The following is a 14301-nucleotide window of genomic DNA, read 5'->3' on the forward strand; positions in this document are numbered from 1 at the left end:
TTTTATATAATTTAGTTTCTAACTATTATTTATAAAATTGACAATAAAGCTTAAAATTATAGTTTTTAATTATTTTATGATTTTTTCTATTCATCTTTTTATTAATAAATTTTGATTATTAATTTTTATAAAATTTAGTTTTTGACTATTATTTATAAAAATGATTATAATATGTAAAATAATAGTTTTTATAGATTAATTTTAACCTTCATAAATTGAATTTAAGACGCTTTTTTAAGTTAATCGATATATAACTCATTTTTTAAATTATTATTTATTTAGCGTCTTTATTTAACTTTTAACTGATATTTTAGTCAGTTTAACGGCTTGTTAACACACAATTGTTTATAAAGTTGCTATTTTTAACTCAATACTTAAGTCAGAGATGATTTTTGTAAAAAATTAAAATTTGCCGTAAAGAATCTAAGTTGAAATTTATTGTTTTTAGAAACTCATAGTTTTTATTACAATAGATTTTCAAAGCTGATTTCCCAAAAAGACAATTTTATGTTCTCATTTTTATTGTGATGTAGTTTTGATAATATTTCTCGTAAAAAATATTTTTCAAGTTGTATCATAATGTACAAAATTCCATAATGTTGAATTTGTGTGAAAGTTTAGTTTTTAAATTTCTAAATCTGACAATTTTTAATTTAAATCTAATTATCATGAAAATTTTATATTTCACACTAGCGTTATTATTTGCAAATGTTGCAATTTCACAAACACATCAAATTACAAAACACAATGGAGAACAACTTGATGTAAATTTCATTAAAAATGAAAATGGTTTAATTTATTATTCGTTGAACGGAAGTTCTGAAGAAATCAAAATTAGCAAACATGCTGTTTCATCTATTACGAATAAGCAATCAAAACAAACTCAGAAAATTTCTGATAAAGTGATTATTGATTCAAAAGATGATTACAAAATGGTAACTGTTCTTCCTCAGGAAAAAACAGTTGGACTGAAACAAGTAGCAAGTTTTACAGGAGTTTCGACAAGGACAAAAGGCGAACCGCCAATTGCAAATCAGAAACAAACGGCAATGAGAATCAAAAGTAAGTCTGCTTCAAATGGTTATCCGTTTGTGAGTATTGTTGAAAAAGACAATGGAAAATATGAAGCAGTTGCTTATGTGTATTAAATTTCTGTAAAAATTATTTGATCAGCAGTTTATATTTCTAAAAATTGTAACTTTAAATATTCATTTAAAATTTAAAAGTATGTCTAAAAATTTAAATACAGCAGCGGCTATTTTAGCGGCAGCGGCGGCAGGAGCAGCAATAGGAATTTTATTTGCACCTGATAAAGGATCTAAAACCAGAGCAAAAATTAAGGAAGGTTTTGATGATACGAAGAATAATATAAAAGATTCATTTGAAGCAAGTTCTGAAGTTCTTCGTGAAAAATTTGCAGATGCTACTCAAAATCTAGATGGAACTTTAAATGATTTGCTTTCAAATGTAAGTCATAAAACAGAAGAAGTAATTACTTTTTTAGAATCTAAACTAGCAGACTTAAAAGCGCAAAACGCTAAATTTCAGAAATAATAATAAATTACAAAGCACATTACTTGCTTATTTTATAAGGAAGTTTTGTGCTTTTTTATTTTAAAAAATTCCACTTATGCCTTTCGAAGAATTAAAAGAAAATACCGAAAAAATCCAGGAACAGACTAAAGTTTATCTTGATAGTCATTTGGCCTACTATAAACTTTGGGGTTTTAAAGTAGCAATGAAATCGACAACTTTAATTTTTAAGTTTACTTTGATTTTAGTTTGTTTTACTATGGTTTTAATTTTTGGATCTTTTGCGGCAGCATATGCTTTTGGTTCTTTGTTCGAAAGTAATGCACTTGGGTTTTTGACAGTAGGAGGAATCTATTTAGTGTTTACTATTTTACTTTTCTTTATAAAAGACAAGATGGTCGAAGGTCCGATTTTAGAGAAATTTTCAGAAATATTTTTTAACGATTAAGATTTATGGAAAAGAAAAAGTACACGTCTTATGCTGAAATTGACAGAGATTTGGAAATCTTAAAATTGGAGAAAGAGATTAATTATCAGAAATTGATTTTGAGTTTTCAGAGAACTAAAGAAAGCATTACACCGCAAAAAATAGTAAACGGATTTGTTTCATCTTATACAAGTTATATCAAAAATTCGTTTCCACAAATTTTACAATCCATTATACCTTTTATCATCAATTGGTTTATAAATAAAAAAAGAGGCAATTAAGCCTCTTTTCTATTTTAAATTATGATTGAACATCTGGTTGAATATCATCTTCATATCCAGATTGCGGATGATTTGGTTTAGGTTTTTCTACTTTTTTATTATGTTTTTTCATCATTTCGCCCACTTGATTTGATGCTGTAAACGATGCTACCATATTATTTAGCATGTCACTTCCGGCTTGTGGAGAATTAGGCAACAAAATTAAATTAGAATTTGCATCAGCTCCAATTGCTTGTAAAGTATCATAATGTTGTGTAACTACAATTAAGGCAGAAGCTTCTTGAGAATTAATCCCGACATTGTTTAAGACTTCAACACTTTCTACAAGACCTCTTGCAATTTCACGACGCTGATCTGCAATACCTTGTCCTTGTAAACGTTTACTTTCTGCTTCGGCTTTTGCTTTTGCAACGATTCTAATTCTTGAACTTTCTGCTTCAAACTCAGCTGCAGTTTTTTCTCTATCGGCAGCGTTGATTCGGTTCATTGCATTTTTTACCTGAATATCTGGATCAATATCAGTAACCAAAGTATTGATGATATCATATCCGTAAGTAGACATTGCTTCGTTCAACTCGCGTTTTACTGCAACAGCAATATCATCTTTTCTTTCAAAAACATCATCCAATTTTAGTTTTGGAACTTCGGCACGAACTACGTCAAAAACATAAGAAGTAATTTGATCGTGTGGATATTCTAGTTTATAAAAAGCTTCATATACTTTTTCTTGAATTACTTTGAACTGAACAGAAACTTTCATTTTGATAAAAACGTTGTCTCTAGTTTTGGTTTCGATGATAACATCCAGCTGTTGAATCTTAAGATTTACACGTCCAGCAATTCTGTCCATCACAGGAATTTTAAGTTGTAATCCTGAATTTCTAACGCTTAGAAATTTTCCAAATCTTTCTATAATTACAGAAGTCTGTTGCTTTACTGTAAAGAAGGAAGACATGAAAATGAAAAAAGCTACTACTAAAAAGATAATTAAAATTGGGTTCATGGTGATATTAATTTATGTTTTATGATTTTGGTAAATTACGAATTAAATATTTATTTATATTTTCTTAGATGAATTCTTTTGTTAAAATTTATACTAAATTTGGTTTAAATTTTAACCCAAAAAACAAATTTTATGAAAAAAATTCTATTTTACTTTTTATTATTAAGTTCTTTTGCATCAAAGGCTCAGATAAATGTTAGCTTTTATGCCGATCCTGATGAACTTAAACAATTAAAAACACGTCCTTTAATTGTTGAAGTACTTGAAGAGGATGAGGATGCTTTAAAGAAATTAAGTAAACCAAAACTTGCTGCAGACCTTGCAGACTATAAAAAGTTTATAATAGATTTTAATAGAGATTTTAAAATTTATGCTCAAAAGTATTGGACATTTACCGATAAAATGGAATTTAAGACAGTTTCTGAAATTAAGGCTTTACAAAAAGAAAAGAATAAATCGTATGCCGTTTTAAGATTAGTTCAGTTAAATGACAAAGGATATTGGGGAGCTAAAACAAATCAAAATGTTCCTGCATTAGCATTTACAAGAATTGAGAGTAACATTATTAAAACAGACTCAAAAATTTATTTGCCATCAAGAAATTTAAATAATGACAAATCCTTATCTGAAGCAGATTACAAATATGCTTTAACAATTTTACAAGCCAACGTAGATTGGATTATTGCCAATGACAAAGTTTTAAATTTTGATAAATATGCTGAAAAAATGGCTAAAGAAAATGTATCTAAATTAAAAGGAAAAACATTATTAGTTGAGGATAATATGTTAGCGAAGGGCAGAACAAAAGAAGCAGCAATAAAAAATTATGGTGGTGATTTAAAGTTCGTGTCTGAATCAGAATTAAATGATGCGCTGGTTAACAAATCTAAAAATACAGCTGTTGTATATACAGCTCCGTATGGAATTGTTAAAACAAATGCTGCATTCGTTTCTATGTCTACTATAGTATATTTTAAAATTATTGTAGATTGTGAAACAAATGAAATATTGTGGTTGTACATGCCAGGTGCCATGAATTGGGGAGCAAATATGTCAAACCAATTAACAGAAGGTGAATTTAAAGTCATGGCAGATGCAAAAATAATATAATAAAAAGCTCCCAAATTTGGGAGCTTTTTTATTCTTATAAACTTGAAATTGCTTTCTGAATTCTAGAGATAGTTTCCTGTTTTCCAATGATTTCCACAATATCAAATAGGTGAGGACCTTTAAGAGCTCCAACCAAACTCAGACGGAAAGGTTGCATTACTTTACCCATTCCGATTTCGTTTTTAGTCAACCAATCTTTTACAATTGTTTCAATATTTACGGAAGTAAAATCTTCAATATTTTCTAATACAGAAATCAATTCTTGCATTAAAGCTGGCGTTTCTTCTTTCCAATTTTTGCTTGCTTTTTCATCGTAAGATGTTGGAGTCTGGAAAAAGAAATCGGTTAAATCCCAAAAATCTGAAACGAAATTTGCTCTTTCTTTTATCAAAGAAACAATTCTTGTAATGTCATATTTAGAAACATCAACACCTTTTTCAGCTAAAATAGGAGAGAAGTCCTTCGCTAAATCAGCATCATTTTGTTTTACTAAATATTGGTGATTGAACCATTTGTTTTTTTCTGGATCAAATTTAGCTCCAGCTTTATGAACTCTGTTCAAGTCAAAAGCTTCAACCAATTCTTCAAGAGAAAATAATTCTTTGTCAGTTCCGTCATTCCATCCTAGTAAAGCTAGAAAATTTACAACTGCTTCCGGGAAAAATCCTTTTTCTCTGTAACCAGATGAAACGCCTTCTTCAGTTTTCCATTCTAAAGGAAATACAGGGAATCCCATTTTATCTCCATCTCTTTTTGATAATTTTCCATTTCCAATAGGTTTCAAAATCAAAGGTAAATGTGCAAATTCCGGGGCATCCCAACCAAAAGCTCTATACAATAAAACATGAAGTGGCATCGATGGCAACCATTCTTCACCACGAATTACATGTGAAGTTTCCATCAAATAGTCATCGACAATATTGGCTAAATGATATGTCGGCATTCCATCACTTTTGAATAAAACTTTATCATCCAAAAGATTAGTTTCAAACTTAACATCACCACGAATGATATCTTTTAAATGTAAAGTTTCATCAACCGGAGTTTTAAAACGAATTACATAATGTTCGCCATTGGCAATTCTTTTTGCAGTTTCTTCCGCAGAAATTACTAAAGAAGTATCTAATTTTTCACGATTGTGATGATTATAAATAAATGTTTTTCCTTCAGCTTCATGTTGTTTTCTGTGAGCATCTAATGCTTCTGGAGTATCAAAAGCATAATATGCCCAACCCGAATTAATCAATTGGTCAGCATATTTTTGATATAGTTCTTTACGATCGCTTTGTCTGTACGGACCAAATTTTTCATTTTTTCCAACAGTTTCTTCAGGAGCAATTCCTAGCCATTCAAGAGCTTCCATAATGTAAGCCTCTGCACCAGGAACAAAACGAGTCTGATCTGTATCTTCAATTCTCAGATAAAAAACACCGTTATGTTTTTTTGCAAATAAATAATTAAATAGGGCAGTACGAACTCCGCCGATATGTAATGGTCCTGTTGGACTTGGTGCAAAACGCACACGAACTTGCTTTGACATTTGTTTAAAATTTTGTGACAAAGATACGACTCTGAATTAGAAAATTAGATAATGAGAAAATTAGATAATCTGCTTGTGTTAAGTTTAATTATTTAATTTTTTAAATATGTGTTTAATTAGATAATGTCTTGTGTTAAGCTTAATTGACTAATTTTCTAATTGATCATTATCTAATTAAAATTATTACTTTTATGGGTTATAATTTAAAGAGATTTTATTTTGAAAACTTCATCAGCTATATATCAAAAATTAGAGGCTTTTATTAGAAAATATTACATGAATGAATTGATAAAAGGAGGACTTCTTTTTATCGGATTCGGGTTATTGTATTTTCTGTTTACGCTTTTTGTAGAATATTTTCTTTGGCTCAAACCTTTAGGAAGAACATTTTTATTCTGGTTGTTTATAGGAGTAGAAGTATTTCTGCTTTTTAGATTTATAGTATTTCCGATTTTTAAGTTGTTCAAACTTCAAAAAGGAATAGATTACAATCAGGCTTCGGCTATTATTGGAAATCATTTTACAGAAGTAAGTGATAAGTTGACGAACTTTTTACAGCTTTCTTCAAATGGAAATTCTGGTGAAAGTTCAGAATTAATGCTTGCTTCTATAGAGCAAAAAGCAAATTCTTTGCAACCGATTCCTTTTGGAAATGCAATCAATTATAAGACAAACAAAAAATATTTGCCTTTAGCACTTATCCCAATTTTGCTTTTTGCAGTGTTTTATATTTCAGGAAATAGCAATGTTATTTCGCAGAGTTTAAATAGAGTTGTCAATTTTAATTCGGCTTTCTTACCTCCGGCTCCGTTTAAATTTGTGGTTTTAAATTCAAATCTGCAGACAGAACAGAACAAAGATTTTGTTGTAAAAATAGAATCTGTTGGAAATGTTGTTCCAGAAAATGTGATGATTCATATTGGCAGTGAAAGTTATTTTATGGAATCTTCTCAACCTGGAAAGTTCGAATTCAGAATTGAAAAACCTGTAGAAAATGTTCCCTTTTCTTTTGAAGGAAATGCAGTTGTTTCTGATGAGTATGAATTGAAAGTTATCACAGTTCCGTCTATCGCTGACTTCGAAATGGTATTAAATTTTCCTGCTTATCTAAAAAAGAAAAGTGATATTATTCAAGGAACTGGTAACGCAATAATACCAGAAGGAACTACGATAACTTGGAAAATGAATACCAAATCTACAGATGAAATTGTATGGAAACAAGATAATAGTATTTCTAAATTTTCTAAGAGCGAAAATGACTTTAAATTGGCTAAATTAATAACTCAAAACACAGAATATCAAATTCTTACTTCAAATAATAAGGTAAAAAACTATGAAAAATTAGATTACCAGCTTTCTGTAATCAAAGACCAATTTCCAACGATAAATGTTGGCCCTGCGCCCGATAGTTTAAAGCTTGATAAGAATTATATTTTAGGAAGATTGGGTGATGATTATGGTATTTCAAAATTACAGATTGTGTACTACGAACGTAATAAACCGCAGACAGCTAAGCGTGGAAATATCCCAGTAAAGTCTGGAGTATTTGATCAGTTTGTTTTTAATTTTCCAAGCAATCTTCCTGTTCAAGAAGGAGTGTCTTATGAGTATTATTTTGAAGTTTTTGATAACGATGCACCGCACAATTTCAAGAGTACAAAGTCTACCGTTTTCTCTGATCGAATTGCAACTACAGATGAAGTTCAAGATTTAGAATTGCAACAACAAAACAACAATATCAATAGTTTGTCTAAGTCTTTAAAGAATCAGACGAAGCAGATTTCTGAAATGGAAAAGCTTCAGAACAGCGGAAAAGAAAAAGATAATTTAGAATTTAAAGACCAACAGAAGATTGGAGATTTCATCAAACGTCAGAAACAACAAGACGAAATGATGAAGCAGTTTGCAGAAAAAATGAATCAGAATTTGGACAAGTTTAAGTCTGATAAAAAAGATAAAACTGCAGAGGACCTTCAGAAGCGTTTAGATAATGCAGAGAAGGATTTAGATAAAAATCAAAAATTATTAGATGAATTAAAAAATCTAAACGACAAATTAAACAGTGAAGATTTGTTTGATAAGATGGAAAAGTTCAAACAAATCAGTAAAAACCAATCTCGTAATTTAGAACAACTGGTCGAATTAACCAAACGTTTTTATGTAGAAAAAAAAGCAGAACAGATTGGAGAAAAACTTAATAAACTTGCAGAGCAACAAGAACAGTTATCTAATAAGGACAAAGAAAACACTAAAGACAAGCAAGATGAAATTAATAAATCTTTTGATAAAATAAAAGAAGATTTAAAGGATTTGAAAGAAGAGAATAAAAGTCTAAAAGCGCCATTAGATATTCCGTCTGATGCTTCAAAAGAAAAAGATGTAGATAATGACCTTCAAAAAGCTTCAGAAGAATTGAGTAAAAAGAACACAGATTCTGCAAAACAAAAACAGAAGAGCGCTTCTAAGAAAATGAAAAGTATGGCAGAGCAAATGCAGGCCGGAATGGAAGGTGGAGAACAAGAGCAAATGGAAGAAGATGTTGCAATGCTTCGTCAGATTCTAGATAACCTTTTGGCTTATTCTTTATCACAGGAAGATGTAATGAAACAGTTTAAATCGATGAAACTTGGTTCTTCTGCATTCACTAAAAATATTAAAATTCAGCAGAATTTAAAACAACAGTTTAGACATGTAGATGATAGTTTGTTTGCCTTGTCACTTCGTAATCCAAAGGTTGCAGAAGACGTTACCAAAGAAATAGGAAATGTACAATATAGTATGGATAAAGCTATTGAAACTTTAACCGATGTACAGATTCCAAAAGGTGTTTCGCATCAGCAGTACGCAGTTTCGTCTGCTAATAAGCTGGCAGATTTCTTAAGTGATTTATTAAATAACATGCAGATGTCAATGCCTAAACCAGGAGCTGGTAAACCAAAACCAGGAAGCGGACAAGGAATGCAATTACCAGATATTATTCAGAAACAAAAAGGTCTTGCTGATAAAATGAAAGACGGAATAAAATCTGGAAGTAAACCTGGAGAAGGACAACAAGGTAAAGAAGGTTCTGGACAACAAGGACAAAACCAAGGCAAAGATGATAAAGGCAAAGAAGGGCAGGGAAAAGATGGTAAAGGAAAAAATGGACAAGGAAATCAAGGATCAAATAAGGGTAGCGAAGGCAAGGATGGAGAAGATGGTGAAGGAGATGCTGAAGCCATTATGGAAATTTACAAAGAACAAGTTAAGCTTCGTGAAGCGCTTCAAAAGGAACTTGCTAAGAAAGGTTTAGATTATCAAGGAAGGTCTGTTATAGACCAAATGAAACAATCTGAAAAACAGATTTTGAACAAAGGATTTAAGAATGAAAACCTTCAGCGTATTTTGAATATTGAACAAGAGTTACTAAAATTAAACAACGCTGTTCAGGAACAAGGACAAGATACAAAGCGTCAATCGGAAACGAATAAGACTGAATTTACGAATCGTTCAAATGCCTTACCTAGCTCATTATTAGAATATTTAAACAGTGTCGAGATTTTAAATAGACAATCACTACCTTTGCGCGCGAATTTTAATCAAAAGGTTCAAGAATATTTCAATACAAAATGATAAACTTTAATTACGAAACTGATTTTTCTTTAGATAACGAAGAAGCTTTTACAGAATGGTTAAGTGCTGTAATTCTTTCAGAAAAGAAAAAAGAGGGAGAGATAAACTATATATTTTGTGATGATGAATATCTTCATAAAATAAACATGGAATATCTTAATCATGATACTTTAACCGATATAATTAGTTTTGATTATACTGTTGGTAACGAGTTAAATGGAGATATTTTCATCTCTGTAGAACGTGTTGCTGATAACGCAAAAGACTTCGGTGTTTCTTTTGATGAAGAACTTAAAAGAGTACTATCTCATGGTATACTTCATTACTGCGGATATAAAGACAAAAGCGAAGAAGATGCAGAATTGATGAGAAAGAAAGAAGAAGAAAAGATGAAGATGTTTCACGTGGAACAGTAATATAAATCTTTTTTTTAAAATAAAACAAGTTCCACGTGAAACCTTTTTAGGATTTAAATATATTAAAATGTTCCACGTGAAACATTAAATATTGTAAACTTAAAACAAACGTTCCACGTGGAACGTTTGTAAAATGAGGATAAAGAAATTGTTCCACGTGAAACGTTATTGATATTTTTTTATATTGATTAAAATAAATGTTTCACGTGGAACATGATTTTTAATTCTGTATTGAAAGTTCTGTATTGAAAGTTCTGTATTGAAAGTTCTGTATTGAAAGTTCTGTATTGAAAGTTCTGTATTGAAAGTTCTGTATTGAAAGTTCTGTATTGAAAGTTCTGTATTGGAAGTTCTGTATTGGAAGTTCTGTATTGGAAGTTCTGTATTGGAAGTTCTGTATTGGAAGTTCTGTATTGGAAGTTCTGTATTGGAAGTTCTGTATTGGAAGTTCTGTATTGGAAGTTCTGTGTTGGAAGTTCTGTGTTGGAAGTTCTGTGTTGGAAGTTCTGTATTGGAAGTTCTGTATTGGAAGTTCTGTGTTGGAAGTTCTGTATTGGAAGTTCTGTATTGGAAGTTCTGTATTGGAAGTTCTGTATTGGAAGTTCTGTATTGGAAGTTCTGTGTTGGAAGTTCTGTGTTGGAAGTTCTGTATTGGAAGTTCTGTATTGGAAGTTCTGTATTGGAAGTTCTGTATTGGAAGTTCTGTTTGGAAGTTCTGTTTAGAAGTTCTGTTTGGAAGTTCTGTTTGGAAGTTCTGTTTGGAAGTTCTGTTTGGAAGTTCTAGTTTGGAAGTTCTAGTTTGGAAGTTCTAGTTTGGAAGTTCTAGTTTGGAAGTTCTAGTTTGGAAGTTCTAGTTTGGAAGTTCTAGTTTGGAAGTTCTAGTTTGAAAGTTCTAGTTTGGAAGTTCTAGCTTGAAAGTTCTAGTTTGAAAGTTCTAGCTTGAAAGTTCTAGCTTGAAAGTTCTAGTTTGGAAGTTCTAGCTTGAAAGTTCTAGTTTGGAAATTCTAGTTTGGAAATTCTAGTTTGGAAATTCTAGTTTGGAAATTCTAGTTTGGAAATTCTAGTTTGGAAATTCTAGTTTGGAAATTCTAGTTTGGAAATTCTAGTTTGGAAATTCTAGTTTGAAAATTCTAGTTTGGAAATTCTAGTTTGGAAATTCTAGTTTGGAAATTCTAGTTTGGAAATTCTAGTTTGGAAATTCTAGTTTGGAAATTCTAGTTTGGAAGTTCTAGTTTGGAAGTTCTAGTTTGAAATAAAAAGTTTTTAAACGTTCCACGTGGAACGTTTAATTTGGTTTCAAGATTTAAAGATTCTGATTTGAACCTGAAACTTGAAACCTGAAACTTGAAACAAAAATAAAAGTTCCACGTGGAACAAAAGAAAGGTAAATGTAATTCTAGAAACCGCTTTAGCGGTTTTTGGAGAATAATAAAACAAAATGTTTTTAGAAGAATACGATGTTATTGTGGTCGGTGCTGGCCATGCTGGATCTGAAGCTGCGGCTGCGGCTGCAAATTTGGGATCCAAAACTTTATTGGTTACAATGAGTTTGCAGAACATTGCACAAATGTCTTGTAATCCTGCTATGGGTGGAATTGCAAAAGGACAAATTGTTCGTGAGATTGATGCACTTGGTGGTTACTCCGGAATTGTATCAGATAAAACTGCGATACAATTTAAAATGTTGAATAAATCAAAAGGACCTGCAATGTGGTCGCCAAGAGTTCAAAGCGATAGAATGCGTTTTGCAGAAGAATGGAGAATGATGTTGGAGGCAACTCCAAATCTTGATTTTTATCAAGAGATGGTAAAAGGGTTGATTATCGAAGATGGAAAGATAAAAGGAATTAGAACTTCGCTTGGTGTGGAGATTCATTCCAAATCTGTTGTTTTGACAAATGGTACTTTTTTGAATGGTTTGATTCATATCGGAGAAAAACAATTTGGAGGTGGTAGGGCAGGAGAAAGTGCTGCAACGGGAATTACAGAAGATTTGATTAAAGCAGGTTTTGAAGCTGGAAGAATGAAAACAGGAACGCCACCTCGAGTAGATGGACGTTCTTTGGATTATTCTAAAATGAACGAAGAAAAAGGAGATGCAAAACCAGATAAGTTTTCTTATTCAGATGTGACTTCTCCGCTAACGCATCAACGTTCTTGTTATATGACGTATACGTCTTTGGATGTTCATGATATTTTGAGAGAAGGTTTTGATCGCTCTCCAATGTTTAACGGAAGAATCAAAAGTTTAGGACCAAGGTATTGTCCGTCGATTGAAGATAAGATTAATCGTTTTGCAGATAAAGAACGTCATCAATTATTTGTGGAACCAGAAGGATGGAATACTTGTGAAGTTTATGTAAACGGATTTTCAACTTCGCTTCCTGAAGATATTCAATTCAAAGCGCTTCGTTCGGTAGCAGGTTTTGAAAATGTGAAATTCTTTAGACCTGGTTATGCAATCGAATATGATTTCTTTCCACCGACACAATTGAAACATACTTTGGAAACGAAACTAGTTGAAGGTTTATATTTCGCTGGACAGATTAACGGAACAACAGGATATGAAGAAGCAGCTTCTCAAGGTTTGATGGCCGGAATAAATGCCCATTTAAAAGTGCACGAAAAGGATCCATTGATTTTAAAACGTGATGAAGCTTATATCGGAGTTTTGATTGATGACTTAATTACGAAAGGAACAGAAGAACCATATCGTATGTTTACATCGAGAGCAGAGTATAGAACTTTGTTGCGTCAGGATAATGCCGATTTCAGATTGACTCCAATGTCATACGAAATTGGTTTAGCCTCTGAAGCTCGTTTACGAAGAATGGAAAAGAAATTGAATGAGTCTGAAAAGATGGTTCAGTTCTTCAAAGAAACTAGTGTGACTATTGCAGAAACAAATCCGATTTTAGAAGCAAAAGAATCTGCGCCAATTTCGCAAGGAGATAAAATGTTCAAGATTTTTTCTCGTCCGCAAATTGAATTGGAAGATATGTTGAAATTTGAAAAAGTTTCGGCTTATATCGAAGAAAATAGTCTAGATGAAGAAATTGTAGAGCAAGCGGTAATTCAAGTAAAATATTCCGGATATATCGAAAAGGAAAGAAATAATGCTGATAAACTAAATCGTTTGGAAGAAGTGAAAATTCCAGACAATTTCGATTATAACAAAATCAAATCAATGTCAATTGAAGCCAAACAGAAATTAAGCAAGATTCGTCCTGTAACCATTTCGCAAGCTTCAAGAATCAGCGGCGTATCACCAAGTGATATATCTGTGCTTTTGATTTATATGGGAAGATAATTTTTTTGTTTCAAGTTCGAAGTTTCAAGTTTAAACTAAAAGAACTTGAAACTTCGAACTTGAAACAAAAAAAATGAAATGTTCCACGTGAAACGTTTTTATCAAATACTCAAATCTAAACAGTGAGGTAATAATCAGTGTTTAGATTTTTTTAAATAATTAAACGAAACCAAAACCTAAAAGAAAAAATCAAATTATAAAATCCATTATTCAAAAATGAACGTTTTAAATAAAAAACACTTTCTTACCGTAAAAGACCATTCTGTTTCTCAGGAAATTTTCGATTTGTATTATGATGAAGATTTAGACATGCTGATTACATCACCACAACCAAGTCTTGAAAATCTTGGAAAATATTACGAAAGCGAAGATTATATTTCGCATACCGATAATAAACGTTCGCTTTTTGAAAAAGCATATCACTTCGTAAAAAACATCGCCTTAAAAAATAAACTCAATCTGATAAATTCTGAACAGCCTGCAAAAGGAAAAATTTTAGATATTGGAGCAGGTACGGGTGATTTTTTATTAACTGCAAAAAACAACGGTTGGGAAACTGTCGGAGTCGAGCCAAGTGATCGTGCAAAAAATATCGCTCAGCAAAAAGGAATATCTTTTGTTGAAGAAATAAGTATTTTAGAAAATGCTTCGTTTGATGTTATTACAATGTGGCATGTTTTAGAACATGTGCCAAATCTTGAATTTCAGATTTCAGAATTAAAGCGTTTATTAAAACCAACTGGAACTTTAATTGTTGCGGTTCCAAATTACAAATCTTTTGACGCAAATCATTATGGCGCTTTTTGGGCAGCATATGATGTACCGATTCATTTTTGGCATTTTTCTAAAAAATCAATTCATACGCTTTTTGAAAAAGAGAATATGAAATTACTAAAAGTGTTGCCAATGAAATTTGATTCGTTTTATGTAAGCTTGCTTTCGGAGAAATATAAAACAGGAAAAATGAATTTTATAAAAGCATTCTGGATTGGATTAAAATCAAATCTGAAAGCTGGTAAAACAAAAGAGTATTCTTCGCATATTTACGTGTTGAAAAATAAATAGAAAA

At 31.2% G+C, this 14301-nt stretch carries 12 protein-coding genes; 10 read left to right on the forward strand and 2 right to left on the reverse strand.

Annotation, left to right across the window (positions count from 1 at the left end):
• Nucleotides 1-668 precede the first annotated feature (668 nt).
• The 4 genes from ACFFLS_RS18845 to ACFFLS_RS18860 all read left to right on the forward strand — a co-directional run bounded on the left by ACFFLS_RS18845 (nucleotide 669) and on the right by ACFFLS_RS18860 (nucleotide 2241).
• On the forward strand, nucleotides 669-1148 hold the full coding sequence (locus ACFFLS_RS18845; protein ID WP_379684171.1) for a hypothetical protein: 480 nt from the start codon (nucleotides 669-671) through the stop codon (nucleotides 1146-1148).
• 79 nt (nucleotides 1149-1227) lie between these two features.
• On the forward strand, nucleotides 1228-1554 hold the full coding sequence (locus ACFFLS_RS18850; protein ID WP_379684170.1) for a YtxH domain-containing protein: 327 nt from the start codon (nucleotides 1228-1230) through the stop codon (nucleotides 1552-1554).
• A gap of 76 nt (nucleotides 1555-1630) precedes the next feature.
• Nucleotides 1631-1981 carry a competence protein gene (locus ACFFLS_RS18855; RefSeq protein WP_379684169.1) on the forward strand — a complete coding sequence of 117 codons (351 nt, stop codon included), beginning with the start codon at nucleotides 1631-1633 and terminating at the stop codon, nucleotides 1979-1981.
• A gap of 5 nt (nucleotides 1982-1986) precedes the next feature.
• A complete protein-coding gene (locus ACFFLS_RS18860) occupies nucleotides 1987-2241 on the forward strand; it encodes a DUF6327 family protein (protein WP_379684168.1) in 255 nt (84 codons plus the stop codon).
• A 19-nt stretch (nucleotides 2242-2260) separates the two neighbouring features.
• On the opposite strand, the gene ACFFLS_RS18865 is transcribed toward ACFFLS_RS18860, so the two are convergent.
• Entirely contained in the window at nucleotides 2261-3244 is a 984-nt protein-coding gene (locus ACFFLS_RS18865) for an SPFH domain-containing protein (protein WP_379684167.1), read from the reverse strand.
• 132 nt (nucleotides 3245-3376) lie between these two features.
• Between ACFFLS_RS18865 and ACFFLS_RS18870 the strand changes: the two genes are divergently transcribed.
• Nucleotides 3377-4354: a hypothetical protein gene (locus ACFFLS_RS18870; protein ID WP_379684166.1), complete on the forward strand. Its 978-nt coding sequence runs from the start codon at nucleotides 3377-3379 to the stop codon at nucleotides 4352-4354.
• A 34-nt stretch (nucleotides 4355-4388) separates the two neighbouring features.
• On the opposite strand, the gene gltX is transcribed toward ACFFLS_RS18870, so the two are convergent.
• Nucleotides 4389-5894 carry a glutamate--tRNA ligase gene (gene gltX / locus ACFFLS_RS18875; RefSeq protein ID WP_379684165.1) on the reverse strand — a complete coding sequence of 502 codons (1506 nt, stop codon included), beginning with the start codon at nucleotides 5892-5894 and terminating at the stop codon, nucleotides 4389-4391.
• 219 nt (nucleotides 5895-6113) lie between these two features.
• Between gltX and ACFFLS_RS18880 the strand changes: the two genes are divergently transcribed.
• The 5 genes from ACFFLS_RS18880 (at nucleotide 6114) to ACFFLS_RS18900 (ending at nucleotide 14297) form a co-directional block, all read left to right on the forward strand.
• Nucleotides 6114-9506 (forward strand): coiled-coil domain-containing protein, encoded by a 3393-nt coding sequence (locus ACFFLS_RS18880; protein ID WP_379684164.1) that lies wholly within the window; start codon nucleotides 6114-6116, stop codon nucleotides 9504-9506.
• Nucleotides 9503-9922 (forward strand): rRNA maturation RNase YbeY, encoded by a 420-nt coding sequence (gene ybeY, locus ACFFLS_RS18885; protein ID WP_379684163.1) that lies wholly within the window; start codon nucleotides 9503-9505, stop codon nucleotides 9920-9922. Before ACFFLS_RS18880 ends, ybeY begins: the two co-directional genes overlap by 4 nt.
• 343 nt (nucleotides 9923-10265) lie before the next feature.
• Entirely contained in the window at nucleotides 10266-10706 is a 441-nt protein-coding gene (locus tag ACFFLS_RS18890; protein ID WP_379689585.1) for a hypothetical protein, read from the forward strand.
• 654 nt (nucleotides 10707-11360) lie between these two features.
• Nucleotides 11361-13232: a tRNA uridine-5-carboxymethylaminomethyl(34) synthesis enzyme MnmG gene (gene mnmG / locus ACFFLS_RS18895; protein WP_379684161.1), complete on the forward strand. Its 1872-nt coding sequence runs from the start codon at nucleotides 11361-11363 to the stop codon at nucleotides 13230-13232.
• Nucleotides 13233-13448: 216 nt separating this feature from the next.
• Nucleotides 13449-14297 (forward strand): class I SAM-dependent methyltransferase, encoded by an 849-nt coding sequence (locus ACFFLS_RS18900; protein WP_379684160.1) that lies wholly within the window; start codon nucleotides 13449-13451, stop codon nucleotides 14295-14297.
• Nucleotides 14298-14301: the final 4 nt, after the last annotated feature.

It is taken from the genome of Flavobacterium procerum (genome assembly GCF_042431625.1).
GTDB lineage: Bacteria > Bacteroidota > Bacteroidia > Flavobacteriales > Flavobacteriaceae > Flavobacterium > Flavobacterium procerum.